At 54.2% G+C, this 24,074-nt stretch carries 18 protein-coding genes and 1 pseudogene; 6 read left to right on the top strand and 13 right to left on the bottom strand.

Translation table 11 applies throughout. The features are described 5' to 3' along the window. Positions 1–40 precede the first annotated feature (40 nt). From ACRZ9U_RS07915 to ACRZ9U_RS07895, 5 genes are all read right to left on the bottom strand, one after another. Positions 41–4,459, bottom strand: coding sequence for an nSTAND1 domain-containing NTPase (locus ACRZ9U_RS07915; protein ID WP_170403413.1), 4,419 nt, complete (start codon positions 4,457–4,459; stop codon positions 41–43). A 15-nt stretch (positions 4,460–4,474) separates the two neighbouring features. Next, positions 4,475–4,939, bottom strand: coding sequence for a hypothetical protein (locus ACRZ9U_RS07910; protein WP_170396227.1), 465 nt, complete (start codon positions 4,937–4,939; stop codon positions 4,475–4,477). A 113-nt stretch (positions 4,940–5,052) separates the two neighbouring features. After that, positions 5,053–5,943: an adenylate/guanylate cyclase domain-containing protein gene (locus ACRZ9U_RS07905; protein ID WP_170403417.1), complete on the bottom strand. Its 891-nt coding sequence runs from the start codon at positions 5,941–5,943 to the stop codon at positions 5,053–5,055. Positions 5,944–5,982: 39 nt separating this feature from the next. Beyond that, the gene (locus ACRZ9U_RS07900; RefSeq protein ID WP_170396223.1) at positions 5,983–6,696 is read right to left on the bottom strand and encodes a response regulator; all 714 of its coding nucleotides are present in this window, start codon (positions 6,694–6,696) and stop codon (positions 5,983–5,985) included. After that, positions 6,689–8,920 (bottom strand): ATP-binding protein, encoded by a 2,232-nt coding sequence (locus ACRZ9U_RS07895; protein WP_480885746.1) that lies wholly within the window; start codon positions 8,918–8,920, stop codon positions 6,689–6,691. Before ACRZ9U_RS07895 ends, ACRZ9U_RS07900 begins: the two co-directional genes overlap by 8 nt. Positions 8,921–9,207: 287 nt before the next feature. Here ACRZ9U_RS07895 and ACRZ9U_RS07890 point away from each other — a divergent pair, with 287 nt between their 5' ends. The 4 genes from ACRZ9U_RS07890 (at position 9,208) to ACRZ9U_RS07875 (ending at position 12,417) form a co-directional block, all read left to right on the top strand. Further along, on the top strand, positions 9,208–10,020 hold the full coding sequence (locus ACRZ9U_RS07890) for an alpha/beta fold hydrolase (RefSeq protein ID WP_480885744.1): 813 nt from the start codon (positions 9,208–9,210) through the stop codon (positions 10,018–10,020). 63 nt (positions 10,021–10,083) lie between these two features. Continuing rightward, positions 10,084–10,914: a class I SAM-dependent methyltransferase gene (locus tag ACRZ9U_RS07885; protein WP_170403428.1), complete on the top strand. Its 831-nt coding sequence runs from the start codon at positions 10,084–10,086 to the stop codon at positions 10,912–10,914. A 117-nt stretch (positions 10,915–11,031) separates the two neighbouring features. Next, the gene (locus ACRZ9U_RS07880; protein ID WP_170403431.1) at positions 11,032–11,391 is read left to right on the top strand and encodes a group I truncated hemoglobin; all 360 of its coding nucleotides are present in this window, start codon (positions 11,032–11,034) and stop codon (positions 11,389–11,391) included. Between the two features lie 3 nt (positions 11,392–11,394). Continuing rightward, positions 11,395–12,417: an adenylate/guanylate cyclase domain-containing protein gene (locus tag ACRZ9U_RS07875; protein WP_170396212.1), complete on the top strand. Its 1,023-nt coding sequence runs from the start codon at positions 11,395–11,397 to the stop codon at positions 12,415–12,417. 123 nt (positions 12,418–12,540) lie between these two features. Here the strand turns inward: ACRZ9U_RS07875 and ACRZ9U_RS07870 are convergent. The 5 genes and pseudogenes from ACRZ9U_RS07870 to xylF form a co-directional block, all read right to left on the bottom strand. Continuing rightward, positions 12,541–12,891 (bottom strand): annotated as a pseudogene (locus ACRZ9U_RS07870) (DDE-type integrase/transposase/recombinase); the annotation flags it as partial. A gap of 91 nt (positions 12,892–12,982) precedes the next feature. After that, the gene (gene xylA / locus ACRZ9U_RS07865) at positions 12,983–14,290 is read right to left on the bottom strand and encodes a xylose isomerase (RefSeq protein WP_170734721.1); all 1,308 of its coding nucleotides are present in this window, start codon (positions 14,288–14,290) and stop codon (positions 12,983–12,985) included. Positions 14,291–14,299: 9 nt separating this feature from the next. Further along, complete coding sequence (locus tag ACRZ9U_RS07860) at positions 14,300–15,103, bottom strand: ATP-binding cassette domain-containing protein (protein ID WP_170403439.1); 804 nt, start codon at positions 15,101–15,103, stop codon at positions 14,300–14,302. Continuing rightward, positions 15,103–16,401: a sugar ABC transporter permease gene (locus tag ACRZ9U_RS07855; RefSeq protein ID WP_170396208.1), complete on the bottom strand. Its 1,299-nt coding sequence runs from the start codon at positions 16,399–16,401 to the stop codon at positions 15,103–15,105. The genes ACRZ9U_RS07860 and ACRZ9U_RS07855 overlap by 1 nt, the downstream gene beginning before the upstream one ends. 60 nt (positions 16,402–16,461) lie before the next feature. After that, entirely contained in the window at positions 16,462–17,481 is a 1,020-nt protein-coding gene (xylF, locus tag ACRZ9U_RS07850; protein ID WP_170403442.1) for a D-xylose ABC transporter substrate-binding protein, read from the bottom strand. A gap of 151 nt (positions 17,482–17,632) precedes the next feature. Between xylF and ACRZ9U_RS07845 the strand changes: the two genes are divergently transcribed. Continuing rightward, positions 17,633–18,850, top strand: coding sequence for an ROK family transcriptional regulator (locus ACRZ9U_RS07845; RefSeq protein WP_170403445.1), 1,218 nt, complete (start codon positions 17,633–17,635; stop codon positions 18,848–18,850). Beyond that, complete coding sequence (locus ACRZ9U_RS07840; protein ID WP_170403447.1) at positions 18,840–20,348, top strand: CRTAC1 family protein; 1,509 nt, start codon at positions 18,840–18,842, stop codon at positions 20,346–20,348. Before ACRZ9U_RS07845 ends, ACRZ9U_RS07840 begins: the two co-directional genes overlap by 11 nt. Here ACRZ9U_RS07840 and ACRZ9U_RS07835 read toward each other — a convergent pair whose 3' ends face one another. From ACRZ9U_RS07835 to xylB, 3 genes are read right to left on the bottom strand one after another with little or no spacing between them, the layout of a single operon-like run. After that, positions 20,349–21,647, bottom strand: a complete 1,299-nt coding sequence (locus ACRZ9U_RS07835) for a cytochrome c peroxidase (RefSeq protein ID WP_170403449.1) — start codon at positions 21,645–21,647, stop codon at positions 20,349–20,351. Then, positions 21,637–22,584: an aldose epimerase family protein gene (locus ACRZ9U_RS07830; RefSeq protein WP_170403451.1), complete on the bottom strand. Its 948-nt coding sequence runs from the start codon at positions 22,582–22,584 to the stop codon at positions 21,637–21,639. Before ACRZ9U_RS07830 ends, ACRZ9U_RS07835 begins: the two co-directional genes overlap by 11 nt. 8 nt (positions 22,585–22,592) lie before the next feature. Further along, the gene (xylB, locus tag ACRZ9U_RS07825) at positions 22,593–24,050 is read right to left on the bottom strand and encodes a xylulokinase (RefSeq protein WP_170403453.1); all 1,458 of its coding nucleotides are present in this window, start codon (positions 24,048–24,050) and stop codon (positions 22,593–22,595) included. Between the last annotated feature and the right edge of the window lie 24 nt (positions 24,051–24,074).

The raw sequence follows: 24,074 nt of genomic DNA, 5'->3' as shown, positions 1-24,074 counted from the left end.
TCCAAGCGCCCGCCCGTGCTTTTCAATACTCGCCATGTAATCAATTCGCGAAGGCATCACAGGTCGTTGTTGGCTCATCGCTTCCCAAATACTGAACCCTGCGCCCTTCATCGAAGGTTGGACTGCCCAACGCACATGCGATCTCTAAGCTCAACCTGTCCCAAACCCGAACATCACCGGCTTCGCTGGTTGTCGCAAAAGAATGTCCGTCAGGTGCCAGCGCGATACGCCAGGTCGGGCCTGCATGGATCTTTTCGACAGGCATGAGCCGACGGTGCGTCGCGGTATCCCACCAATGCAGTTCCCCAGATCGGTCGATTGCCACCAAGGTTGCCTCATCCGCCAAAAAGGCAACATCCGTCGCCCCTCCTTTATGGCCACCATAAGCGGCAAGCTCTTCGCCGGTTTCAACATCCCAGACCTTGACCACCTCATCGCTGGAAGCAGTTGCAGCCTGTGTGCCATCACGACTGAAAGCAACACTCCAAAGCGTGTTGTCATCAGCTTCAATCACTCTGATCAACTGACCGTCGCCAATCGACCAAATATAGACCTTACCATCCACCGAGGCCGCTGCCAGCATGCCGCCATCTTCAGAGACGGCGACACGATTTGCCTGAATGTCAGCTGGCGCAAAGCTCTTGACCAAATCAGCCTCTGAGATATCGATTTGCAGCACTCCATCTCCTGTCGCCACAAAGACCTCGGGACCTGACCCCGGCATGATCGACCAGACGGGAGCCTGCCCCAGATCGAGTTGATTTTTCAGCCGCATCGCAGCCGTGTCCCAGATTTTCAAGCCGCCTTCGCGATCACCAGTCACCATGGTTTTGCCATCCAGCGAGAAAGAGATCGCCCACACCTGGCTTTCATGCCCCTTCAGCTGCATGGGTTTCATGGAAGCCCCCATCTTCCAGACCCAGATGTTCCCCTCACTGTCACCGATGGCTATAGACTTTGCATCCGGTGTATAGGCGATGCCCAGCGCCTTTGCCCCGTTCTGCAAAACAAGCGTGTCTTTGCCGCCGGGGTCGATCCCAATCCGCCAGAGACGTACCTGCTGATCCCGGCCCAAAGTCGCCAGCAACGGGGCATTTTGGGCAACTTCAAGGTCCACAACCCTCTGACTGTGCGCCTGCACCACGTCGCCAACACGTTCCATGTTTGAATTTTCCAATCGCAGCGTTCCGTCTGATCCTGCCCCTACCAGCAGATTGTCCGGCGCGGTAAATGCTGCTGCTACGATGTCGGTACTATCTGAAAAACGATCAACAATTGGAAAACCATCCGGAAAACCAATCGTCGTGACCTTCCCGTTCGTATGGGATATCGCGAATGTTCTCCCGTCGCGGCTGAAGGACAGGTGATCGGGGTCAGGCCCCAGCGGACCGCCCGGTATCGGCGGAAATGCAGGCGTAGCCTTTGCGTCGACCCAGCCGAATATGCCACCATCGACATTTCCGGCAACAAGTCCTTCTGAAACGGGCGAAAACGCGACCTTTTTGAAGCCCAGCGGCATTTTCGCCAATGGCTCTCCAATTTGCATTCCATTGGAAACGTTCCAGAGGCGAACGGTCCCGTCACCGGTCGCCGACGCGATACGCTTGCCGGTGGAATCAAAGGCCACGCCGAATGCGACGTCATTGCCAGAGAACAGTGTCGTGATCGGGCCGTATTTGGCCGAACCAACATTCCAAAGGCGGACATCCCCATCCGTTGCCGCTGAAACCAGCAACTCACCATCGGGAGAGAATGCAACATCCCTTATCCCGCCGGAATGCCCCACCAGTTCAGCAATAACCGCTCCGACGGATTCAGCCCTATGAACCACGATGCGCCCATCACGCAATCCAACCGCAACACGCGTACCAGATGCATCAATAGCCATCGTCTGCGCGTCACCAACCGTAAACGGGCTGCCCAATGGGACAAGCCCACCCTCACCCAGATTTTGCCGAGCCATCAGCATCGCCGCCCTCGCTTCTGATGTCGAACCAGCAGTTTCGGCTCGGACAATCGCTTCGGCGCTGAGTGACAGGGCAAGCAAGGGATCTGTATCCGATAACCCGTTCGCCGCAGCGCCTAGCGCCCTTGCGAACCTTTCATTGGCTTCAGCTGTTGCGGCAACGGCCATCTGTCTGTTGCTTTCGGCAAGGTTGGACGCGCGGATAGCCAAGAAAGACGAAACCGTTGCGCCAATGGCCAGCAAGGCAAGGGCAGCAACGGCAACTTGATTGATACGTCGACGCCGACGCCGGCGCATCTTGGATGCAGCCTGCGCTTGGTCACGCGCGTCTCGTGCAGCGCCCAGAAATTCCCGCTCTAACGCACCGAGGATATTCTGGTTCTTCACCGACCATTCTTCAGCCGACAACAACCTTGTGCCGCGATAAAGTAAATCGGGCTCGCGATTTTCAACATCCCACTCTGCAGCGTCATGCTGAATACGCTGACGCATGCGCAGATCATCGCGGCTTTCTTCGATCCATGAATTAAGTCGCGGCCATGTACGCAGCAGCGCCTCATGCGCAATCTGAACATTTTTGTCATCCAGCGTCAGCAACCGCGCATCTGTCAAAGCTTCAACGACCCGCCGCGTTGTGTCCGGGTCCGAGTCGCGCTCGATCTCATCGATCGGCAACAACCGCCGTGTGTCCGGAGTCCCCTCGCCGGGCGTAACCAGACGCAAGAATAGCCGCCGGGTTGCCTCTTGCTGAACTTTGTCAAAAACGTCTGTAAAAAGTGTCTCTGCTGTCTGGCTGATTGCCCCTGTGACACCACCGGACTGACGGTAGCCGTCCAGAGACATGACCGCACCTTTACGTCGGCTCCATGTTTCATACAGAGAATGCGCCACCAGCGGGAGCGAACCCGCTTCGCGCCCGGCCTCATCAACGATCGCATCAATAAGGGACCTGTCCATGTGCAAACCAGCTGCATGTGCCGGTTCGCTGATTGCGCGGCGCAGCTCGGGCCGTGTCATCGGCCCGACCAAAAACTGGTTTTCCGAGATTCGATCCGCAAGCCACGGTATCTCTGCACAGGATGCATAAAAGTCCGCACGGATTGTCAGCACGATACGAACGCGGCTATCTGCAGGGTCCGTCATGGCTGACAAAGCTTCGATGAACTTGCTTCTGCGTTCATGTTTGACCAGCGTGAACAATTCTTCGAACTGATCAATGCAGATCAACAACTCTCCTTCATTCGCGGTGGCCAATCGGCGCGCCGCACTCGGATAGGCGATGAAGTCGTTGAGCGAGACCTGAGCCGTAAGGTGAGAATTGTCGCCGATGAGTTGAAAGTACAAATCGGTCATTGGATCGCGCCCGGGGGTAAAAACACAAACGCGCCAGTTTTCGCTACCGGATATCGCGTTGGCAGCGATCGCTGGCAGCAGCCCTGCTCGCAGAACGGATGATTTACCACTGCCGGATGAGCCACCCAGAACCAATATCCGGCTCTGTTGAAGCCGGGTCACAAGTTCCTCAACAAGATCCTCGCGTCCAAAGAAATAGTCGGAATCCTCTGGCTGGAACGCGGCGAGCCCTTTGTAGGGGCATTCCACCCTACTTTCCGATATCTGCGTCACCGCTTCGGATGCGGCCTCTCGCCGGTCACGATCCAACGCATCATTCATTGCACTGCGCCAGGACACCATATCCAGAAAACGCGCCTGCGGGTCCATTGCCATCCCGTGCTCAATGCAATCGCGCCACATTTCCGGCAGGCTGGAAAGATACTCGGTAACGCGATGGAATGGCGGCGGCGCCTTTCCCGTCAGGACATGCCACATCAGCGCGCTGGCCGAATAGATGTCGGTCATCGGCGTCACGGGTTGCCCGTGCTCAGCTTGTTCTGGCGCTTGGTAGAGCGGTGTCCCAGCCATCATGGTCGCGCCGGTCACACCGATCGCTAAATCCTTCGCAATACCGAGATCCGCCAGAAAAACCCTCTCGTCTAGGCCGACCAAAGCATCAGAAACCGTCGTGCTGTTATCGTCTTTGGACCGCTTCACTCGTTGCAGAAGGACATTTGCGGGTTTGACGTCCCGATGCACGACATTCGCGTCGTGAACCGCAGACAAGCCATCTGCCATTGCATCAATCAGTATTTCCACACCTTCGCGTTTGGCCAAAGCAGCGGGGCTTAGACGCTTTAGTCGGTCGGCCAATGTGCCGCGATCCGCGTAGTCCATGACAAAATAGGGCCGCCCGTCCTCCAAACGCCCCACGTCATGCACGGAGACAACGCGCGGAGATCGAATGCGCCGCAACAGACGGGCTTCTTCGAGAAAATGGGTGATGACTTTGTCATTGGTCGCAAGGTTGGCGTGCAGAATCTTGAGGGTTACCGGAACCTCCAACTCGTCATCCCGCGCAAGGACAACCGCCGCGAACCCACCGCTCGCGATTTCACGGTCAACAGCGTAACGGCCGATGAACGCGGGAAAAGTCATGATATTCTTGGCGCTTCAGAGGTGCTCTTGCACATCCACGCAATGATACTTGGTCGCATCCAATATGTTGTGGTCCCTATCGGCAGCAGTAACGCACAGTGTCGTCCCTCCCTCGCGCGCCGATGTCGAGGCCGCCTCCTTCGTCACATAGCTTGGGTAATCATCGTGCCGATGCCACCTGCCTTGAACGGCATTGAATTCGCTTTGGGCATTTCTGCCGACTTGCTCAACGGAATAGCTTTCGCCCCACCATGTATGGAAATGGTTCTTCGATACGTCCGGAGTGAAATTCGCATCGTAGTTTACAAGCAGTTCATCACCCTCTTTGGCGACCGATACAATCTGCACCTCACACCCATCCACAGGGCAGGCATTGGGCATCGCTGACTGGGCAGTTGCATCAGCACCGAACAAGAGTGTAGCTGCACCCAGGATCAGAGCGCCCTGACGAAGCTGGTTTCCTGAAGTATTCAATGACATCATTCCCTCCCAATCTTGGTTGAAATACGCAATTGGTGCCGATTCTAGCACAATCGCGAGTTTCTTTCTGAGACTTTCACCACAGAAGCCAGAATTCAGGCGTGCCACGTCGTTTATCGGCGGACGACCTCAAACTCTAATGGGCGCGCATCAGAGTGCAAAATTGATAGTGCAGGCGATATCAGCCCGCTATCGGCCAGCATTATGTTCTCGCGCTTAAGCTGGATTTCACGCGCATTCTCGAATTGTACGTAAGTTCCCGACGAACTGCGATCCGCCAGCATCAGCTTCCCGCCTTTCATGCTGAGTACCGCATGCAGTCGCGAAACCCACGGCTCAGGCAGGATGACATCGCATTGACTGGATCTGCCGATCGTTAGCTCCCCGCCTTCCCGACACCGCCAGGTATGATCGTCGTGATAAAGAATGAGCGCAAAGCTTTCATTCTGCTGCATGCCCTCAGATCCGCTGGCCGTCTGCGTCGGCAGATGCATCACGGTGCTTAACCCGTCCGTTGAGGCCACGATTGAATAGGCTTTGACCGGTTCACTCACACCTTTCAGGCGAAGCGATCCGATTGGGGTGAGCATCTGGAGACTTTCGGGGCTTAGATCCTTGGCGACGCTTTCGCTGACACAAGCTTCACCCGGATTGGCCGCGGCCGCCAAACGTGCGGTCAGATTTACTGTTTCGCCAAATATCCCATTATCGCCAATAACAACAGGACCTTGATGAACACCCGCGTGGACCGACAGTAATGTTCCAGGCGGTTTCTGAATCATCTCTACAACCGCGTTTACGGCGGCCTCGGGTTCCTTGAAATAGGACAAGACGTCATCGCCTTTCTGCCCCACAGGAACTCCGCCAAACCCAAGTAGAACCTCACGCAATCGATCGATTTCAAACTGAATCAACTGCTGCGCCTGATCGTCCCCCATTTCTTCGTAGAACGGAGTGCTGTCAGAAATGTCAGCAATTATGGTCGTGACGAGCTTGGTTTCCACGGTGCTACTCGCAATTTTGCTTGTCCGGAACGGCAAACCCTATTTGGGATCATAAACATAACCTATACCCCGCACGGTTCTGATGATTTCCGGCTTTTCCGGGTTGGTTTCAAGCTTCCGGCGCAGTCTGGATATTCTGATATCAATGCTGCGATCGAACGGGTCCCAGGACCGGTCATGCGCTTGTTCTAGCAACTGATCACGGTTCAAAACACGCCCTTTGTTTTCAGCAAACACCTTGAGCAGACTATACTCCATCGCCGTTAGCGGGACCTCGGATCCATCCGGCGCAAGAAGTTTGGCTGCCTCTTTATCCAGCGTGTAGTCGCCAAAAAGGGCCAAATTGCCTTCGGAGGCATCTGCGGGCAGACTTTCGTTGATGGCCCCTCGGCGCAATAGGGCCTTGATCCGCGCTTCCAGTTCCCGAAGATCAACCGGCTTTCCAAGATAGTCATCTGCCCCCATCTCAAGCCCGATGATCCGGTCCACTACATCGCCTGCTGCAGTCAACATGATCACGGGCGTCGTGTTTTCAGGACGAAGCGATCTGAGGATCGAAAGACCGTCTTCCTTTGGCATATTGATATCCATGATCATGACATCAACAGCACGAGAGGAGATGACAGACCGGAGCTCTTCTCCGCCAGCGGCTGCAGAAACCTCGTACCCGCGTTTGCTCAGATATTCCTGAAGCATCTCGCGCACGTCGATCTCGTCATCGCAAACCAGGATATGGGTTTTCTGGTCATTCATCCGTTTGATCCTTCTGATCGGCGAGCAGCTTTCCGACAAGTATTCTCAGTTCCGAAGGCGAGACGGGTTTTTCCAGATAGGGCAGACCGGATTCCTTCAGCAGTCCCAATGAGCTTTCACCCATGGTGTCCCCGGTGATGTATGCTGTCCGGGTCAGCATTTTCGGAAAACGCGCCACCAGCGCCTCATAAATCTTGCGTCCGTCAACACCGGGCATGTTCATATCACTTAGGAATACATCGTAGTTGGCGGACTGCAGTTGCCTGAGCGCCTCTTCCCCTGAGGTAACGAAATCAACGTGAAAGCCGTCCTTCCGCAGTATCTCGGCATTGATCTCACCCACTTCGACCTCATCATCCACGACCAATGCACGGTGCTTGGCAAAATTCGCGGCGGGTTCGGGTTTTTCTTCAGCCACATCATTTTGCATCTTTGCGACGGGCAGAGTTATCCGGAAGCAGGTGCCGGACACTGCGGCCTGATCAAGCCTGATCTGACCGCCATGGGACAGAATGATCCGGTGACAGAAAGCAAGCCCAATCCCGGTGCCGTCACCCACTTCTTTTGTGGTGAAGAACGGCTCGAAGATACGTGCGCGTATGGCTTTGGGGATACCGGGGCCATTGTCCTGAACCGTGATCTCAACCATTCCGATGGCAGGCTTGACCTCGGCAGACAGCATGATCTGGTCGCCGATGCCGGATGCGGTCATGGCCTGCTCGGCATTGATGATAAGATTCAAGACGACTTGCGTAAGCTGGTCCGCATCCCCGGCAACTGCAGGCAGGTCTGCTGGCACACTTTGCTCAATGCGAATTTCACCTGATGAGCTACCGTACCCGGCGACATCCGCAGCTGTTTCGATCAGGCTGGGAACATCAACCTGCTCGATCTTGCTGGGCTGCTGACGCGCCATCGCCAGAAAGGTCTTTACAATCTTCGCGCAGCGTTCTGCAGCATTGCCGATTTTTTCAATCCTGACACCGAGATCGGGGTCGGAAATTTCTTCCTTCAACATCAACGAATGACCCACAACAACCGACAATGGATTGTTAAGCTCATGCGCCACACCGGCGAGTAGTTCGCCAAGCGCAGACATCTTTTCGTTCTGGAACAACAGCTCTCGTTGCTTTTCAAGCTCAGCCTCAATGGCCAATTCATCGGTCAGATCGCGGGTATTGGAAACGATTACTTCTTCACCGTTGAACTCGATCAGCCGTGAAGAATCCGCCCCCCAGAACTTTCGTCCGCTTGCATCGACGAACTCCATACGTCGATCCTTAAGCGCCCCCGCTTGCCGGAGGTCTTTCAGGTACCGTTGGCGCTCATTCGGGTCCGCATAGTAGGATTTCGAACTTTCTGCTTCACCAAACAGCGCCTTTATCTCGGGCGTAGCAAACAGCACCTCTCCGGTGTCGGCATGCGTCATGTTGATGGCTGCTGGATAAGCCTCCATGACCTGACGGATCAGGGCATCAGCCTCTTTCTGGACGGTTAGATCGATCACGCTGGTCACGATGACTTCTTCGCCTTTGTAATCGATCAATTGAGACGAAATCGACGCAGGGAAGGTTTTGCCAGCCGCATTAATCAAGTCGAGCTTGTAGTCATCGACACGACCATCGGCCAAAAGCTGGGTTACAAAATCCGCGCGCTCTTCCGGCTTTTGATAATGTTGTTTTGCGGATTTGGAAGGTCCGAACATCTGCAGCGCAGCAGGCGTGCGATACAGTATCTGACCATCACCAATCCGCGCCATAGTTACGATTGCCGAACTGGCATCCAGCACCTTTCGAATCAATAGATCGCCGTCGCGCTCTTCGACCTCGGCTTGTTTGCGTTCGGTGATATCCTCACGCGTGACGACAAATCCGCCGAACTTGGTGGGATGAACAGAAACCAGATAGGTGCGCCCATCCGTTTCCGTCAGCTCAAAGTCTTGGATGAACTCGACACCGTTGGCCAACCGGTCCGAAACCCACTGCTGTTCATTGCCGATGGCGTCCGCATATATCCCGCGGCGTGCCGTCTCGCGCATCAGGATTTCCCAGTCCAGTCCGGGTTGCAGCAGGTCGGCGACCCCCTTGTTCATCTCGGCATATCGTTGGTTGAATAGGACAAGGCGGCGATCATCATCATAGAGGGCGAACCCTTCTTTGAGAGATTCGATCGCATCACGAAGAAGGTCCCTCGCCTTCTCGATTTCTTCAAATTCGTTCGCCATGCCCATCGTCATCCTGAATTTTTAGGATACCATTGTTTCAATGCCATTTCAAAATCAGCATCGCGTGTTTCAATTGTTTCAATAGGTGCCAACTCAGCCAAGTACCGGCCGATAAACCTGTTTGTTTTTGAGCCGGATAGCAAGTTGTGTGACCTGCTTCACAGAGCAACAACTGAAACACTTGGCACCGCTTCCAGACATCACAATGAAACATAGAAAGGTCAGTTATTGCCCATCTTAAGTGCGATTGGGTAAGAACGATGACTATTTCTTTTAGAACTACTGAAATGATTAACGCACCTATTTTTGCGTTGCATTCTTCGGCGTCCAATAGTGGGCAATGGAACCAACTGGCGGCGGATCTGGAAGGTCGCTTTAGTGTTCACGCTGTTGATCTTCCCGGGTACGGTCGTAGCCCGTTGACTGGAGATAACTCTCAAAACGGTGCGGCGTTTTCTGCCATACCGGTAATCCACGAAATCGAAGCGCTGGGACGCCCCGTTCATCTTGTTGGACATTCCAACGGCGGAGGTATTGCCATCAAAATCGCGTTGATGCGTCCTGATCTTGTCAAAAGCCTGACGGTATATGAGCCTGCAGCCTTTCATTTTCTGAAGGCTGGCAATGAGGTCAGCAAGAAACTGTTCGGGCAAATCCAGCTTCTCGCGGGTGTGGTGAGCGCCGCAGCAGCGGATGGCGATGCCGCTGCTGGTATGCATCACTTTTTGGATTTCTGGAACGAGAAGGGGTTTTGGAACTCGCTGCCCGCGCAGGCCCGGGACCGGTTCATTGGGATGATCCCATCAGTCATGTCTGATTTTGCAAAAGGTTTTGCTGAAACCTGGCAACTGAAGGACCTGTCCAAGCTTGAAATACCGACGTTGGTAATGACTGGTTTGGAGTCACCTGAGATTGCGCAGCACGTCTCGGTCGAGATCGCGAAGGCTTTGCCCAATGCGCGGATCGCGTTGCTGCCCGAGCTGGGCCATATGGCGCCGGTCTTCCAGCCCGAATGGATCAACGCAAGGATTTTCGAACACGTGGCCAATGTGGAGCGGCCCGTTGAAACTGTCAGCTGGCCAGAACGTCAAGCTGCCTGACCGGGGCCGCATTTAGCAATGCGGCCTTCATCAAACCACTGCCACATCAAAAGGAGCAATATCATGGGTATTCAAACATCGATCAACGCCACCACAGACTTTGCGGCAATCAAAGCAAAGCAAAACGTCGCCTGGGGCTCCGGCGACTACAGCAAAGTGGGTGTCACCCTTCAAATTACGGGTGAAGAACTGGCTGAAACCATGGATCTGATGCCCGGTTCCAAGGTACTGGATGTCGCCGCCGGGAATGGTAATGCCACCCTGGCCTTCGCCCGGCGCTTTTGTGATGTTACATCGACCGACTATGTAGAAGCCCTGCTGGACGCCAGCAGCCAGCGCGCCAAAGCGGAAGGTCTGTTCGTGACCTACAAGGTTGCCGACGCCGAAAACCTGCCTTTCGATGATCAATCCTGCGACGCGGTGGTTTCGACGTTCGGCGTGATGTTCACACCGAACCAACAACAATCAGCAGCAGAGCTGCAACGGGTCGTCAAACGCGGCGGCAAGATTGGTCTGGCCAACTGGACGCCGGACAGCTTCATCGGCCTTCTGTTCAAAACGATCGGTAAACATGTGCCTCCACCTGCTGGCGTAAGCTCTCCGGCTTTGTGGGGCAGCCGGGACTGGATTGAAGAAGCCTTCGGATCGCACAGCACCATCGTTTCGTTCCGACGCAAGAACTTCATGTTCCGCTACCGTTCAGCCGAACACTTCCTAGAGTATTTTCGGACGTTCTATGGCCCGATGCAAAAGGCCTTCGATGCACTGGACGCATCGGGACAAGAGGCGCTGCAGCGCGATATCATGGCCCTGATCGAGAAGTTCGATATCTCAGGCAATGACACACTTTGCATCTCATCCGAGTACGCTGAAATTGTCATGCAGCGCAGCTGAGATCGTGAATCACTGGCTCATCGTTCTTTGACCCAACCGTCAAAGAACGATGAAGATCACCCGGTGTAGTCGATCCACCATTTTCTTGGTATTAGTTTGTTTAAGGGGGATTTTGTTATGGCCGAGCGCACACTTTATGAAAAGTACGGTGGGTTTTCACAGATCAGCAAGATCGTGTTCTCGTTCTATGACATCCTGCTCGACAATGACGAGGTTGGACCATTCTTCGACAACGTGGATATGAGTCGCATGGTCGACCATCAGACCAAGTTCATAGCGTCGCTCCTTGGTGGTCCGGCCTCCTACACCGACAATCAACTGCGCCAGTTACACTCTCATCTCGCAATTACGGATGACCATTTCGACGAGTTGGAGGTCGTGCTCCGTGATGCTTTGCAAAGACACGGCGTGGATGCCGAGGATATCGATATCGTTGTCGCGGAATTCAGTAAACGTCGCCCCTTGATTGTTGGATAAATCATGACCATCGAAGCCATCAATGAACAGCTCCTTCGCGCGATTGGTGTGGGCGTTGCCCTACTGGACCGTCAATCGCTGAAGTTTGGGTTCCGCAATGATACGTTTGACGAGTGGTTCAGTGCCGATGGCCCTTCAGACCAATTGCAGCAGCTCTTTCCTGATCTGGATATCGACACAGTGCAAACAAGCCTGTCCGGCACCGGGCGACATACATCAGAAATCACGTTCAAAAAGAAACGCCGCACACTGGTGATCGCACTCGATTTCACGGTCGCGCATGACGATGTGCTGGTTCTGGTATGTCAGAACATCACCCGTATCAAAGAGCTGGAGTCCATGATCGACTCCTATTCGATGATGGTGGAACGGAACACGCGCGAGTTGAAGCGGGAAAAGGAGCAGGTTGAAAAACTGCTGCTAAATCTGATGCCCCGGTCGGTCTACGAAGAGTACAAGACTTTCGGCGTGGTCACGCCACAACTCTATGATCCCGTCTCCGTCCTGATGCTCGATTTCGTGGGGTTCACGGATATGGTCGCCTCGCAGGACCCAAGCGTCACGGTCACCGAACTGAATGATATCTACAGCGCGTTCGATCGCATAGGTGAGCAATTCGGTTGCGAACGGATCAAGACGATCGGAGACGCATATATCACCGTCGCTGGTCTGCCCGATCCGACTCCGGATCACGCCAAGGCAATCGCAAACACAGCCATTCGTTTCGTACGCTATTTGACCCGCCGAAACCTGAGCCATCCGCATCAGTGGCGGTGCAGAATTGGACTGGCCACGGGATCGGTAGTCGGGTCGGTCGTTGGCATCCAGAAGTATGTGTACGATATCTTTGGTCCGGCTGTGAATCTGGCCTCCAGACTTCAGGAATTCTCTGACCCGATGCAGATTTCAGTCCAGGACGAAGTCGCGCAGGTCCTCAAAGATCAGTTTGACCTTGAGAATGTCGGCGCGCGAACAATCCGTGGGTTTGGAGAGCAAGACATCTGGCGCTTGTCCGACGATAGCTGAGCGTCAATGCCCGCTGTAATCCTTTGTTCGCACTAAATGGTGACTGATCACTGCAGTGACTACAGTAGGCTGTTTACCCAGCCCCAAAACCACTGATCTTGATCCCGAAATAAGCGGCTACTCGTTTCGGCGTTTGGTGACAACGGTTTCGAGCACCTCGCCTTCGTGATCAACAACCCGCCAGAGGCAATGTCTCTTACCATTCACCTTCACAAAATCTCGTCGGCGTGCCACTTCCATATCGAGAGTGCGCGCAGTTGTTGCACCCGCATTCTTCGGATATCAAAGGCAAACATTGGACCGAACCTGTTCCAACAGTAGCAGTCGGTTTCGTGACTCACGTCGATGCCTCGCTCGTGCAACAGATCTACGGCATTCCGAAGCGAGAGCGGGAATCGGATGTACAGCATCACGGTCAAGCGGATGATCTCAGAACTGGTTATTATAGTATTTGAAAGATGCGGGTCTGGTCATGGGCAAAAGCTACGCAACACCCTTACCCCGCCCAAGCAAAGTTCTTCTGACAAGATTCTTTTGACAGTTCCCCGATTGCAGTTTTCCTTGGTCACACAAACCTGTTCACATAATTCTCTAGAATCTCCTGACGCCCAGATTGTGGTTTCGGGTTGGTATTTTCCTGCAGAACCCGGGCAGAAATCTCTTCCAGACTGCTACTCAACATAGAAACTGCTTCCGGCGTGTTCCAACCGGAATACCGTTCCGTTAGCGCGTCCTCCAAGCCACCGTCTTCAATCATTGCAGCCGCAGCTTTCAAGCCTCGTGCACAAATGTCCATTCCACCGACATGGGCTGCAACAAGATCTTTTGCATCAAGCGATTGCCGACGAATTTTGGCGTCAAAATTTGTGCCCCCAGTTGTAAAGCCACCAGCTTTCAGGATGTAGTAATATGCCAAAGCAACCTCTGGCGTGTTATTCGGGAACTGGTCCGTATCCCATCCGGATTGGTAATCGTTTCGGTTCATGTCGATTGAGCCAAGCATCCCTTCGGCAGCGGCGACCGCAATTTCATGCTCGAAACTGTGTCCGGCCAGGATCGCATGCCCCTGCTCCAGGTTCAACTTGACCTCGTCCTCCAACCCGTACTTCCTGAGAAATCCAATACAAGTCGCGGCGTCGTAGTCGTATTGGTGTTTGGACGGCTCCTGAGGCTTGGGCTCAACGAGAATAGTTCCTTTGAACCCAATCTTGTGTTTGTATTCAACGACCATGTTCAAGAAACGGCCCATGTGGTCCAACTCGGTTTTCAAATCCGTGTTCAGAAGGGTTTCGTAGCCCTCACGACCACCCCACAGAACATAGTTTTCGCCGCCGAGCTTGTGAGTTGCATCCATGCAGGATTTCACGGTCGCTGCAGCGAATGCAAAAACGTCGGGATCAGGATTGGTACTGGCGCCAGACATCCAGCGACGATGGCTGAACATATTGGCCGTGCCCCAAAGCAGCTTGGTACCAGACACCTGCATCTTTTCACCGATATAATCGGTGATATCTTCCAATGTGCGCAGGTTATCGGCAAAATTTCCCTGTTCGGGCCGGATGTCAGCGTCGTGCCAGCAAAAGAATGGCTGCCCCAAAAGCGCAAACAATTCGAATGCAATATCTGCCTTCTGTCGGGCCCGGCCCATATCGTCCTGAGGATACCATGGGCGTTCGAACGTAGGTCCACCAAAGGGGTCTCCGCCCTCCCACGCGAATGAATGCCACCAGGCCACTGCAAACCGCAGATGGTCCTCCATACGCTTGCCCATGATTATTTCATCCGGGTCGTAGTGACGAAAGGCCAACGGGTTCTTGCTGTCCACGCCTTCAAACTGGACCTTCTCGATCCCTTCAAAAAATCCACTTGGCATTTCTGCCCCCTACTCTGCTTTTTGTGCTGGCTGTTTGCCGAGAATGATCATCGACAAAAGATCGTCATCAGTTACGTCTGAGATATCGACCGTCCCAACCAGTTTTCCGTTCTTCATGACCGATGCGCGGTCGCACAGTTCCATGACGGCATGCACGTCGTGATCGATCAGAAATATCCCGATGCCTTGCGCCTTCAGCTGGTGGATCAGATCCGCCACCATCTGAGTTTCATGCGGCCCAAGCGCTGCTGTGGGTTCATCCATGATCAGGATACGGGCATTGAAATAGACGGCCCGAGCAATCGCCACTGATTGTCTTTGCCCACCCGACAAGGCGGAGACCGGGTCATTGAACTTCTGAAAGTTCGGGTTGAGCTGCGCCATGATCTTTCGGCACTCGGCCTCCATGGCTGCGTCGTTGACCAAGCCAAAAGGCGTCGTCATCTCGCGCCCCAGGAACAGGTTTGATGTCGCGTCCAGATTGTCGGCCAAGGCGAGCGTCTGATATATCGTTTCGATATTGTTCGCCCGGGCGTCACGGGGATTGCCAATCTCGACCGGCTTGCCATCGATCAGAATTTCGCCGTGGTCCATCTGATAGGCGCCGGACAATACCTTGATCAACGTGGACTTTCCGGCCCCGTTGTGGCCAAGCAGGCCAACGACTTCACCCGGATAGAGATCGACCGACACATGGTCGACGGCCTTGATCCCACCGAAGGAAATCGAGATGTCGCGCATCTCGACCAATGGCGGCGCGCCTGAACCGCGCCCAGTGCCAGAAGGTTTTTTCTGCGTATCCTGAGCTTGCATCACTTTGCCCCCAGTCGCTTGCGGTAAACGATGTCGATATAGACGGCCAACACGAGGACGCTGCCGACGACGATGTTCTGAAACGGCGCGTCAACGCCAACCATTGCCATGCCCGATTGCAGCGCCTGCATGATCAATGCACCCAGGATCGCGCCATAGATAGTGCCGATGCCGCCCGACAATGCGGTTCCTCCGATCACTGCAGCTGCTATGACCCGAAGTTCGTCGAGCGTACCAATGTCGTTCGAATGGTTCGCCAAGCGGGCCGAGGCGACCACCGCGGACACGGCGCACAAGAAACCCATCAAAGCAAAGATTTTCACGGTTAGCAGTCGAGTGTTGATACCCGAAAGCTCTGCCGCATCCGGGTTGCCGCCAGTGGCAAAGATGTACCGACCAAACCGGGTTTTTCGCGCCACAATTGTCAGCGTGACAGCCACGATGATTAGGATGAGTACAGAAATCGGTATGCCGTATCCGACGACCAGCCCCTCTGGCATTGTCTCTCCGCGCGCTTCGAACATACGTTGCAGCCGACGCGTTGGTATGGCGTAGCTGTTTACGATGTAAACGTACCCGAGGATGGCGATCGCGATTATCCCGGCCAAAGTGGCCTCGGCCCAGACAGGTTTGACGGGGAACCCATGCGCCGCCTTTGCGCGACGACTGCTCCACAAAGCCCAGATCGCGATTGCGGTAGCAAACAAGCCGAACAGCCAGCTTGTCGTCGTTCCCAATGTCCCGTTGGTCCCGCCAAACATCAGGAATGTACTATCCAGAGGACCAATCGTCTGACCGCTAGTCAAATACCACGCCACGTTTCGCCAAACCAGAAACCCACCAAGCGTAACGATGAAGGCTGGTATCGTCAGGTATCCGACCATCCAGCCATGAAACGCACCAATCAGCGTGCCGACAAACAACCCGACGACAATGGTGATCGCCCAGGTTGCAGGATTGTTCAGACCCATACCAAGTACTTGCGGCAAAAGCTCGGTTTGCGTCATCGCCATCACGGCCGAGGTTGTTGCCAGCAGTGCACCAACCGACAAGTCGATGTGCCGCGTGACGATAATAAATACCATCCCGCATGCCATAATGGCGACCGAAACCGTCTGGATGGACAGGTTGAATAGATTGCGCGGCGTCAGGAACCTTCCATCTGTGAAGATGTTGAACCCGATGCACAGGATGACAAACGCGCCGATCATTCCCAAAAGCCGCATATCCAGTTCCAGTTGCTGGAACAGGCTGGGTTTCGCTTTTTCAGGTACCGGCTGAGACGAAGTTTCGGTCATTTCCGATCTTTCATATTCAGCAATAGTCCCCGGCCCAGACGGGGCCAGGGACTTTGAAGTTTAGTTGCAGGGAGCAGGTCCGTTTTCAACGCCCTGACACAGATCTTCCAATGGGATCCATCCAGCGTCCACAACAACGGATAGGTTGTCCTTGGTGATCGGAACGGGTGCGAGGAAGACCGAGTTCATCTCGGTGCCACCCGGTGATGTCCAACTAATTGCACCTTCGACATCAGCAGGGCTTGTCCCTCCGCTCAGTGCGACTGCGATTTCGCCAGCGGCCTTTCCGAGTTCACGAGCGTCCTTCCATACCGAAACGGTTTGAGTGCCCAGCGCAACGCGGTTCAACGCTGCGTGGTCGCCATCCTGACCTGACACCGGAATGCCTTCCATACCCTGTGCGGTCAGCGCAGCAACAACACCGCCTGCAGTACCGTCATTCGACGCAACGACTGCATCCACGTTGTTTTCGTTCGCGGTCAGGATTTGTTCCATGTTCCGCTGCGCGTTCGCGGGCAACCAACCATCTGTGTAGGCTTCACCAACAATTACAATGTCACCGCTGTCGACGGCTGCTCCGATGATCTCTTGCTGACCACCGCGCAGGAAATCTGCGTTCGGATCAGTAGGAGAGCCTTTGATCATCACGTAGTTGCCTTTGGGCATGGCCTCAAAGACAGCCCGAGCCTGCATTCTGCCGACTTCCACGTTGTCGAAGGTCAGATAAAATGCTCGGTTGTCCTCGATCAGACGGTCATAGGCAATCACAGGAATACCTTCGTCCGCCGCGGCCTGAACCGCGGGACCAATGGCCTGCGCGTCCTGCGCTAGGATGATAAGCGCGTCCACGCCTTGCGCAATCAGGCTTTCGATATCCGAAAGCTGTTTGGCCGAGGATGATTGCGCATCGGCCGAGATATACTCGGCACCGCCGGCTTCTAGCGCCGATTTGATCGCGGCTTCGTCTGTCTTCCAGCGCTCTTCCTGAAAGTTGGACCAGCTTACGCCGACTACCGGCTCTGCGAACGCAGTCGAGGCCAGCAGCGTGGCTACAGCTGAGAAGCTGAGAATTTTTTTCATGATTTCCTCCCATATGCAGAGCCATCTCAACTCGATTCGCGGCTCTCACAATTTTAAATAACACATTTATTTCAGTCGGTAAAATATTTAGTCTATAAGACACATCAAAATTCAAATAGATTGAACCAAAGGTAAGATTCGCGAGGGCAAGATGCTGAAAAGCAAAGCGTCTGTAGTTTCTTTGGACCAACGAAACGCGACCCGCCTACGGGTGTTGGAACAGATCAGAAGCAATGGATCCGTATCGCGGATTGATATCGCATCCGCCTTGGAGACCAGTCCTGCCACGATCACTTCAGCGACGGCTGATCTGATCTCGGCAGGGCTGATCAAGGAAACCGAAGGCGAAGCTCAGTCAAAGTCTGGAAAAAGAGGTCGGCCCAGAGTTTTGCTGCAATTGGATGGCCAATCCATTCTTGTTGCGGGCCTGAAGATTGCTCGTCAGGTGATCTCGGTCATATTGGTGGATTTTGAAGGCAACGAGGTGACGTCGCACAACGTCCCGCTTGAAGACGCCCGAATGTCGCCGACGAACCTTATATCGACTATTCGCGAAGCCCTTGAAGTTACGTGCCAACGGGTCGGTCTTTCAATCGGACACTTGGCTGGCGTTTCAATCGGATTGGCCGGGCAGATTGATGCGGCAAGGAACTTTGTCCACTGGTCATCCTCGGTAACTGAAAGAAACATTGACTTCAGCCCTTTACTTGCGAAAGAACTCCCCTGCCCTGCATTCGTGGAAAACGACGCGAACCTTGTCGCAAAGGCTGAACAGCTTTCTGGGCTAGGCAACGGGTTGAAGAATTTCCTTGTCGTCACGATCGAACATGGTGTTGGGCTTGGCATCGTTCTGGACGGCCGACTTTATCGCGGGGAAAGAGGGTGCGGGGCCGAATTTGGGCATACTAAGGTGCAACTCGATGGCGCATTATGCCAATGTGGACAACGGGGGTGTCTGGAAGCCTATGTGGGGGACTACGCCCTGATCCGGGAAATGACTGTCACAGGTCACGCCGATAATATGCAAACGGTCTCGGATATCCACGCTCGTGCCAATTCCGGTGATGATAGAGCCGCCTCGGTTCTAGCGCGTGCAGGACAGATGTTCGGGCTTGGGGTATCCAATCTGATTAATCTGTTCGATCCCCAGTGCATTATTGTATCGGGCGCGCAAATGAGTTTTGAACACCTTTGCTCAGCCGAAGTTATGACGCGCATTCGAAATGGTGTTGTGAATGTCGACGCACCCTTGCCTGAAATCAAAGTGCATCACTGGGGTGATCTGATGTGGGCCAAAGGTGCGGCCGCCTATGGGATCGAACAAGTCTCGATCCTGAAGGTGAAGGAGCTTGCGGCGAATGCGTCCTGAACTTGCGGCATTACTCTTTCTTGCCACGGCTGCCGAAGCGGGCACTCAACCGCAATTCAAAGTAATAGATGTACCTGCACATATCTACGACGGCGGTTGGGAGCATTTTGTGGGTGGTGGCGTAGCAGTTTTCGACTGTGACGGCGACACGTTTCCCGAATTGTTCGTCGCGGGCGGATCCAATCGATCTCAGCTGTTCAAAAACACCTCTCAGGGCGAGATTTCTTTTCGGATTGAAACGCCGGATCCACTGTTCTTGACGGGAGTAACCGGTGCTTACCCATTAGACATTAACGGCGATGGCTTGACTGACCTGGCCATTTTGCGCGTTGGCGAAGATGTGCTGCTTCAAGGGCAGTCGGATTGTCAGTTTCGTCCCTTCGATAACATCGAGTTCCAATCCGAAGATCACTGGACCACAGGGTTTTCAGCCACTTGGGAAGAAGGCCAGTCTATGCCGACTCTGGCGTTTGGAACTTACGTGGATCGCTTCGATCCAGAAGGTCCGTTTGAATCCTGCGGGCCAACCCTACTCTATCGCCCGAACGGGAACAGTTATGGCCAACCCCAGCATCTGAAACCGGGATATTGCTCGCTTTCCATTTTGTTTTCAGACTGGGCGCGAACCGGACGTGCTGACCTCCGTATCAGCAACGACCGCCACTATTATGTTCGTGGCGGGCAAGAGCAACTATGGGCCATGGAGCCAGAGCCCCGATTGTATTCGCCCGAAGACGGATGGCTGCCCTATTCGATCTGGGGCATGGGAATTGCCTCTCGCGATCTGACCGGAGACGGCTTTCCTGAGGTTTACTTGACTTCGATGGGTGACCAAAAACTCCAAATTTTTGACCCCGATACCGGCGGCCCGACGTGGCGCGATGCAACTTATGAAAAAGGCACGACTGCCCACAGGCCGCATGTCGGCAATGACGGAAGGCCGTCGACCGGTTGGCACGCGCAGTTTGGAGACGTCAACAATGACGGCAGAGACGACATCTTCGTCGCCAAAGGCAATGTCGAGCAAATGCCCGATGCAGCACTGAACGACCCGAACAACCTTTTGGTTCAGGATTCGGAAGGTCAGTTTATCGAAGCTTCGGCAGAGGCTGGTGTTGCGTCGATAGCGAAGTCTCGCGGCGCAGCGCTTGCGGATCTGAACAACGATGGGCGGCTCGATCTGGTGGTCGTAAACCGTGGATCAAAACTTGAGGTCAACCAGAATATGTCAGCAGGTGACAATTGGCTGTTGGTAGAAGTTACTCAGGACAAATTCAATTGGGCAGCGGTAGGCGGATTTGTCGAGGTTCGAACCAGGCGGGGATTACAGACCCGCGAAATTACCATTGGCGGCGGACATGTAGGAGGCACGGCCGGCTATCATCATTTCGGCTTGGGGGCCGAGACCCAAGTACAGTTACGAGTTATATGGCCGGACGGAGAAGTCGGTGCGTGGCAGGAGGTCGTGCCGAACCAGATCGTTGAAATGCACAGGTGACTATTGATCTACCGGCAGACCGCTTGGAACAAAGGCAGGAACGCCCAACCTCTGAGCAGGGTCTTCAAGGCTTGCCAGAAAGCTCAATAACGCGTCGATCTCATTATCCGTTAGAACAACCTTCGGTAAACCGTTGCTTTTGGCTATGGCATCTAGATGTTGCTGATCCAGCAGCGGAGTTTCGTCTTCAGAACCCGGAAAATCTGGCAAATAAGCCATTTCAGTAGTGTAGCTTCGCAAAGAAGAAACCGAATCCAGATGGTGGCGTACGATATCCTCCAGCCGTGCAAATGCTCCATTGTGCCCGTAAGGAGCGGTTAGCGTCACATTGCGGAGCGATGGCGTACGAAAGGCAAACGCGTCCTCGGAGTTACCCGTGACGCGAAGACGACCATCATCTCTGATATGGTTCTCAAATCGAGCGGCCTTTCCGGGCCCGATTTGCGGAAGAGCGATCGAATGAAACTTGTGATCTGTTTGGAACCATCCCACGTGGCATGCGCTACACCCCGCCTCTCCATAAAACAGGTTCATGCCAAGTTCGGCGTCTTCGGATAGTGTGCCCTCACCTCGCATCGCGCGATCAAAAGGACTGTTATCTGCGCGCCATTCGAACGCGATGAAATCTGCGATCACATTTGCTATGGCCGTGAAAGATATCTCACCACCCGGCGTAATGGCTTCAAACCGCTGCTTGTATTCTGGGATAGCGGCAACACGTGCTGCAATCAGATCCCACGCGCCGCCTTGCTGTGTCAAAAGCCCGAGTCGAACTGCCTTGCTGACGTCATTTTCCGAGTAATGACCAGCCATTTCGTCTGGTGAAAGAACCGGGAACATCGCCTGCGCCGCTAATGCCGATTGGAAACCGGACCGCATATGTGTCCCCAAAGGTGTTCTAATCCCGTTGGGTTGTGATGGATCGGCCTCAAGGCGCCCATCATGAAAAAACGTCGTAAACTCTGTCGCACCAAGATTCCAAAGCGCCGGTGAATTACGGGGGATGCGTTGCTCCGGCGTATTCTGGGGATCCAGCCTGCGTTCAGCAGCCAGGCCAATCCCGCCTTCCCCGATTCCTAACGAAAGGCCGTCCGAAGTGCCAAACCTCGGGTGATGGCATGTCGCGCAACTGATGTTCTTGTTGCCGGACAAAATCGGGTCGTAGAATAGCAACTGTCCTAGTTCAACGCGGTCGAAATCAGGTTCTAGGAAAGTTGGAGGTGGCCCAAGCTCCTGAGCATTGGCGCCATTGCCGGCAATCAAAAAGCCAATGGTGGAAATGACTAACCTAGCTCTCATTGCCATCTTCCGAAATCTCGAGCGTGAGCACCTGCCTGTACGGTTTCTCGTAGGTGCATATGATCGAAGGAAACGAGGGTATGTTGGGCGCATTCGGATATCCGGAGGGTTCGATGCACAAACCAGCCGAACCGCTTAGCGGCTTCGCCAATTGGGCACCCGAATAGACCTGTACTCCGGGTTGGTCAGAATATGCAGTCAGAGAAAGACCAGACGGTGCGGTGAACTTCGCGATCGGACCAGTTGGATCGCGATTCAGGTCAAAGCAGAAATAGTGGTCTATGGCCTTTGGAACATGCCCGATCGATCTGGGCGCAGAGAAATCAAGTTCGCCGTTCTTGGTCGAACACACCGCACCGGACGGAACTCCTTGTTCGTCTAGTTCCAAGTAGCGGACAGAGGCCAGTTCCAGCTTGTGTGCGTCGACACCTTTTGAGCTGCCCAACGAATAATAGTTATGCTGCGTTAGGCTGATCGGCGTAGGACGGTCAGGATAACCTTTTAATATATAGGTCAACCGTGGGTACCGCAGCGTGACGCTGACCTCGAACCGGACATTCGCAGGAAAACCGCTTTCCCCGTCGTGTGAAAGGTAGTGCAATACCACTTCGTTCGGTGCGGTCTGTCTAAGGTTCCAGAATTGTTTGGAAAGCCCCTCAGCCCCGCCATGCAGAGTATTCTTACCCTCATTGGCGCTAAGCCCAAAACGTGTGCCTGCCAACTCGAACCGCGCGCCGCCGATCCGGTTCGCAACACGACCTACAACTGCGCCCACATAACTTGTATCGAGTAAGTACTTGATTGGATCATCAAACCCCAAAATAAGCGGTATATCCTTGAACCACCAACTTTGAGTGATTGCCCCGTAGTTCAGCACCGATGCCCGCATATCGCCATCGATCAGCATAACCGTCTCGACCCGAGAAGAATATTCCATTGCAGGCGTCATCCTGCCGCCAAGGGCGCCAGCGCCATGTAATACTGTCGATATCGCCCATATTCCTTTTCATAGTGTTCGGCCAGATCGTTACGTGGATCGATAACTTCCTGAATTTTGGGCGGTGTCATGATGTCCCCAAGGTTTGCGTTGTTGGCCGCGCAGATAGCGAGGCGCGCTGCGCCCATCGCCGCTCCGAAATCACTGCCTTTTGGCAAGCCCAACGGCACTTGCAATACGGTCGCCATTGTTTCCAACCAGAACCTGGATCGTGCACCTCCTCCAACAGCCATCAAGTTGGTCGGTACGGTTCCTGTGCTTTTTAAGGCTTCAAGACAGTCCCGCATCGCAAAGGCGACGCCTTCCATCACAGATTGTGTCAGTTCAGCGGGGCCCGACGCGACATCTACGCCTAAGAAAGCTGCTCGGATACGGCTGTTGTTATGCGGCGTTCGCTCGCCTGAAAGGTACGGTAGGAACGCGATCGAGGAGGGTCCGGTTATACTGTCGGGTACCATCGACGCCAGTTTTTCCACAGATTGACTTAGATTGCGAGACAACCAATTCATACTGTTTGTTGCCGAGAGTATGACCCCCATTTGAATCCACATTTCGGGAACAGCGTGGCAAAAGCAATGTACTGCAGTTTCAGGTGCCGGAGCATATGCATCCCGAGCAACAAGAAGAACTCCGGACGTTCCCAAAGATACAAAACCCGCGCCGTCCCGAATGCTCCCGATGCCACACGCGGCGGCCGCATTGTCACCTGCGCCACCTGCCACAACGACAGGATTGGAAAGCCCCCACGCCCGCCGCAGCTCAGTTTTCAACTCACCAGCCGGTTCGTTCCCTTCGACAAGACGCGGCATCTGCGAGGCATGCATGTGACCCAAACCCAAAGCCGTTTCCGACCATTGACGATTGTCTACGTCCAACCATGATGTGCCGGCACTGTCTGACATGTCCGATATGTACTCACCCGTCAGCCAAAACCGCAGATAGTCTTTAGGCAATAGAACCTTGGCTGTTTTTGAGAACACCTCGGGCTCGTGCGATCGCACCCATTCCAGTTTCGGGGCCGTGAAGCCAGGAAAAACGATGTTTCCTGATATGGTGCGCATCTGTGGAATCTGGTCGAGTGTACTTGCCTCGTCCGCCGAGCGTGTATCATTCCATAGAATGCAGGGCCTAAGAACCCTTCCACTGGCATCCAATAAAGTGGCACCATGCATGTGTCCGCTCAGACCAATGCCGCGAAGTTTTGCGAATGCCGGTTCGTTGTCCGCACGGAGATTCGCGACGACTTCTAAGCAAGCGCTAATCCAATCTGACGGATTTTGCTCGGACCAGCCGGGTTTTGGCGTCGATGTAGAAATGCCAGCTTCTGCGTCGCTGACGACGAGACCGGATTCATCGATCAGAATGCCTCTGAGTCCCGACGTTCCCAAATCCAATCCAAGATACATTCGGCGCCATCCTTTGAGTTTTAT

The organism is Ruegeria sp. D7, from assembly GCF_056534355.1.
Note: the sequence above shows the minus strand (reverse complement) of the source record. Positions and strands in the feature narration are given on the sequence as shown.

Bases quoted from the DNA above. Each gene is read 5' to 3' on its own strand.
- ACRZ9U_RS07915 (WP_170403413.1), bottom strand. From the start codon at position 4,459: ATGACTTTTCCCGCGTTCATCGGCCGTTACGCTGTTGACCGTGAAATC.
- ACRZ9U_RS07910 (WP_170396227.1), bottom strand. From the start codon at position 4,939: ATGTCATTGAATACTTCAGGAAACCAGCTTCGTCAGGGCGCTCTGATC.
- ACRZ9U_RS07900 (WP_170396223.1), bottom strand. From the start codon at position 6,696: ATGAATGACCAGAAAACCCATATCCTGGTTTGCGATGACGAGATCGAC.
- ACRZ9U_RS07895 (WP_480885746.1), bottom strand. From the start codon at position 8,920: ATGGCGAACGAATTTGAAGAAATCGAGAAGGCGAGGGACCTTCTTCGT.
- ACRZ9U_RS07890 (WP_480885744.1), top strand. From the start codon at position 9,208: ATGATTAACGCACCTATTTTTGCGTTGCATTCTTCGGCGTCCAATAGT.
- ACRZ9U_RS07885 (WP_170403428.1), top strand. From the start codon at position 10,084: ATGGGTATTCAAACATCGATCAACGCCACCACAGACTTTGCGGCAATC.
- ACRZ9U_RS07880 (WP_170403431.1), top strand. From the start codon at position 11,032: ATGGCCGAGCGCACACTTTATGAAAAGTACGGTGGGTTTTCACAGATC.
- ACRZ9U_RS07875 (WP_170396212.1), top strand. From the start codon at position 11,395: ATGACCATCGAAGCCATCAATGAACAGCTCCTTCGCGCGATTGGTGTG.
- xylA (WP_170734721.1), bottom strand. From the start codon at position 14,290: ATGCCAAGTGGATTTTTTGAAGGGATCGAGAAGGTCCAGTTTGAAGGC.
- ACRZ9U_RS07860 (WP_170403439.1), bottom strand. From the start codon at position 15,103: ATGCAAGCTCAGGATACGCAGAAAAAACCTTCTGGCACTGGGCGCGGT.
- ACRZ9U_RS07855 (WP_170396208.1), bottom strand. From the start codon at position 16,401: ATGACCGAAACTTCGTCTCAGCCGGTACCTGAAAAAGCGAAACCCAGC.
- xylF (WP_170403442.1), bottom strand. From the start codon at position 17,481: ATGAAAAAAATTCTCAGCTTCTCAGCTGTAGCCACGCTGCTGGCCTCG.
- ACRZ9U_RS07845 (WP_170403445.1), top strand. From the start codon at position 17,633: ATGCTGAAAAGCAAAGCGTCTGTAGTTTCTTTGGACCAACGAAACGCG.
- ACRZ9U_RS07840 (WP_170403447.1), top strand. From the start codon at position 18,840: ATGCGTCCTGAACTTGCGGCATTACTCTTTCTTGCCACGGCTGCCGAA.
- ACRZ9U_RS07835 (WP_170403449.1), bottom strand. From the start codon at position 21,647: ATGAGAGCTAGGTTAGTCATTTCCACCATTGGCTTTTTGATTGCCGGC.
- ACRZ9U_RS07830 (WP_170403451.1), bottom strand. From the start codon at position 22,584: ATGGAATATTCTTCTCGGGTCGAGACGGTTATGCTGATCGATGGCGAT.
- xylB (WP_170403453.1), bottom strand. From the start codon at position 24,050: ATGTATCTTGGATTGGATTTGGGAACGTCGGGACTCAGAGGCATTCTG.